This window comes from Streptomyces sp. HSS9-12 (assembly GCF_054963655.1).
Genome location: NZ_JBUEGC010000107.1, coordinates 1 through 3,097, shown reverse-complemented (window position 1 = coordinate 3,097; position 3,097 = coordinate 1). Strand labels below are relative to the sequence as shown.

At 71.3% G+C, this 3,097-nt stretch carries 2 protein-coding genes and 1 pseudogene; 2 read left to right on the top strand and 1 reads right to left on the bottom strand.

Annotated elements, in window-relative coordinates; all coding sequences use genetic code 11:
* Positions 1-327, bottom strand: a pseudogene (locus ACY34J_RS28850) (amino acid transporter); the annotation flags it as partial.
* Between the two features lie 504 nt (positions 328-831).
* Here ACY34J_RS28850 and ACY34J_RS28845 point away from each other — a divergent pair.
* Positions 832-1,896 carry a tetratricopeptide repeat protein gene (locus ACY34J_RS28845; RefSeq protein ID WP_462729577.1) on the top strand — a complete coding sequence of 355 codons (1,065 nt, stop codon included), beginning with the start codon at positions 832-834 and terminating at the stop codon, positions 1,894-1,896.
* Positions 1,893-2,942, top strand: coding sequence for a polyprenyl synthetase family protein (locus ACY34J_RS28840; protein WP_462729576.1), 1,050 nt, complete (start codon positions 1,893-1,895; stop codon positions 2,940-2,942). The genes ACY34J_RS28845 and ACY34J_RS28840 overlap by 4 nt, the downstream gene beginning before the upstream one ends.
* Positions 2,943-3,097 lie beyond the last annotated feature (155 nt).

Here is a 3,097-nt window from a genome sequence, read left to right as displayed (position 1 = left end):
GCCGTGCGGGCTCTCCTCCGCGACCCGTCGGTAGACCGGCAGCGCACCGGCCAGGGTGACCAGCACCAGCACGACCGTCGCGACCGGGGACAGCAGCCCCGCAGCCAGGAATGCGATGCCCGGCTGGTAGCCGAGGGTGGAGAAGTAGTCCAAGCCGGTCAGGCACATGACCCGCCACCACCGCTGCCCGCGGTGTCCGGGCGGTGCTTTGGCGTGCGGGCCCGGATGGTGTTTGGCGATGTCGGTCAGACCCTCCAGCCACCATGCACGAAACCGGTCTCGCACCGCGCCCCCGGGAGCCGAGCCCGGACGGGGGGAGGTGGCCATCGTGCGCTCCTGTCGAACCCAAAACGAACAAACCATCGATCTAGTGGTGATCTCAGCGTATGCACACAAACCGCCGACCGCCCGTATGCCCGCAGGTGTCGCCCGGTGCGTAAGGCCGAAGGGGCGTTGTAGGCGCGATGCACCCGGCGTGAGCGAGGATCCGGCGGACCAAGAGCGCGTGGCGATGCTCACCGAGGGGCGAGCAACCCTGAGACGCCAATAGTCGTCTTGATCGGCAGCAGAAGCGGACCGCGCAGGGTGTCCTCGGACGGGGCAGGGGCCGGTGACGTAACGGCCCGAGGCGGTGGCTCGTCGCGGCGGCCGGTACTCGTCGGCTCGTCAATCGACTGATCCAGGCCCGCCCAGAGGAGCCAGCTATACGCTACGTGTATACATGGAGCGTATAGTTGCTGCCGGCCAGCCTCTGCGAAGGCCCAGCCCCTCGTCGCCTGTGCCATCGGCACTGGTGACCGCGGGACAGCGCTCAGCAGCAGAAAGGCATCCATGTACAGCAAGGCATTCGCTCCCGAGTATCAGGGCGCCGTCGGCTCACTGTCGGTCAACTCCTCCTTGGTGGACGTACTGGCCAAGGCGACCGAGGAGTTGTCGGCGGCCGAGCGCTCCGGCTCCCAGCAGGAGGTCGCACGCTGCGGGCTCGCCGTCGCGGAGGCGCAACGCCGTTTGGGAAACGTCGAGGAGGCCGACCGGGCCTGGAAGGCCAGTTTCCGCGCCGCCCGCTCGGCCGACGACCTCGGGGCGATGGCGTGGGCGCTGTGGAGTGGCGGCACGCTCGCGCGCCAGCGGGGTGAGCTGGCCCTGGCCCGCCGCCTGCTCGGGCTCGCCGCCGATCTGGGCGGCCGCGGTGGAGACATCGTCGTCCGGGGATACTCGCTCGCGGGGATGGCGGAGACCGGTCGGATTCAGGGCGACTACCGGGCCGTGGGTGCCCTGCACGAGCAGTTGCTCGCCGAAGCCCGCAAGCGCGGCGAGGCCCGGCACACGGTGTGGGCGCTGGAGGGCATAGCGCAGATACACCGGAACACCGGTTCCTACGACACGGCACTGGCGATGTTCGAGGAAGCGGCCGAGATCGCCGAGAAGGCCGACGACCGGCGGGGCCGGGCGTGGGCACTGCGCGGCATGGCCGACATCGTGTCCGTACGGGACAACGACACCGAGCGCGCCCTGGCTCTGCTCGCCGAAGCCGAGATCACCTGCCGCGAGATGAACCTGTCCAGCGCTCTCGCCTACAACCACAAGATGCGCGCCAACGTGCTCTTCCGCGCCCGCCGTTATCAGGAGGCCCGGCCGGTCTACGAGGAGGCGCTGGCGGAGTTCCAGGCCATGAGCGAGCCCCGTGGCGAGGCGCTGGCCCGGCTCGGCCTGGTCAAGACGCTCGCCCAGCTCGGCCGCAACCCGCAGGAGACCGCCGCCGACCTGGACGAGCTGCGCCGCACTCTCGACCGGATCGGACTGCTCCACGCCCGCGACATGGTCGACAAGGCGCACGCCGAACTCGGGATACCCCCGTTGACCTCCCGGGCGGGGCAGGAGGCCGGCCAACGATGACCCTGCCGTCGACAGCTCAGCCCACAGCACCGCAGATCCTCGCCCGCTGCCGGGATCTGGTGCACCCGGCCCTGGCCGAGGCCATCGCCCGCCTCCACCCCTGGCCTGCCGAAATGGCCGCCTTCTCGCTCGGCTGGAACCCGGTGGACGGCAAGCCCGTTCCCGGCTCGGGCGGCAAGGGGCTGCGCCAGGCACTCGCCGTGCTGTGCGCGGAGGCCGCGGGCGCGCCCGGCGAAACCGCCCTCGACGGCGCGGTCGCCGTCGAGCTCATCCACACCTTCTCCCTCCTGCACGACGACATCATGGACCGCGACGAGATGCGGCGGCAGCGGCAGACCGTATGGAAGGCGTACGGTACGGGGCCCGCGGTCCTCGCGGGTGACGCCCTGTTCGCGCTCGCCATGGAGACCCTCGCCAACTCGCGGAACGCCCACGGGGCCACGGCGGTACGGCACTTGGCCGCGGCGCTGAACGACCTGGTGTGCGGCCAGGCTGAGGACCTGCTCTTCGAATCCCGGCCCTGGACGGGGCCTGATGCGGTGCGACTGCCCGAGTACCGGTCCATGGCGGACCACAAGACCGGGGCCCTCCTCGGCTGCGCGGCCGCGCTCGGTGCCGTACTCGCCGGAGCTCCGTCCCCGACCGTCGCCGCCCTCGCCCAGAGCGGGCGGCACCTCGGTGTGGCCTTCCAGATCGTCGACGACCTGCTCGGCATGTGGGGGAACCCGGAGGTCACCGGCAAACCGGTGCACAGCGACCTGCGCCAGATGAAGAAGACGTACCCCGTCCTCGCGGCCCTGGCCACGGACGGTCCGGCTGCCCGGCGCCTGACCGCGCTCCTCACCTCGCCGTCCCCGCTGGACGACGCCGCCGCCCGTGAGGCCGCCGTACTGATCGAGGAGGCCGGCGGACGCGCCGCCGCTGTGGACGAGGCCCGCCGTCACCTCGACGGCGTCCGTGACTGCCTGGCCGGCGTCCCGCTGGCACCGGCCGCGGTCGAGGACATCCTGACGCTCCTGCCGTTCCTGATCGAGCGCCAGATGTGACTCACGCCCTGCTGCGGCCCGCGATCCCAGCAGTCCAAGGCACTTGGCCCGCGTTCCCCCACCCCCGTTGGGCCTGGGGGCAGGGGACCGCCGGCCGGCGTTCGGGCCCGGGGGCAGGTGTCATCTGCCGATGTCGTCAACGAATGAGGCGAGTA

Excerpts from the sequence above, each read along its gene's own strand:
- ACY34J_RS28840 (WP_462729576.1), top strand. The coding sequence starts at position 1,893 with ATGACCCTGCCGTCGACAGCTCAGCCCACAGCACCGCAGATCCTCGCC.
- ACY34J_RS28845 (WP_462729577.1), top strand. The coding sequence starts at position 832 with ATGTACAGCAAGGCATTCGCTCCCGAGTATCAGGGCGCCGTCGGCTCA.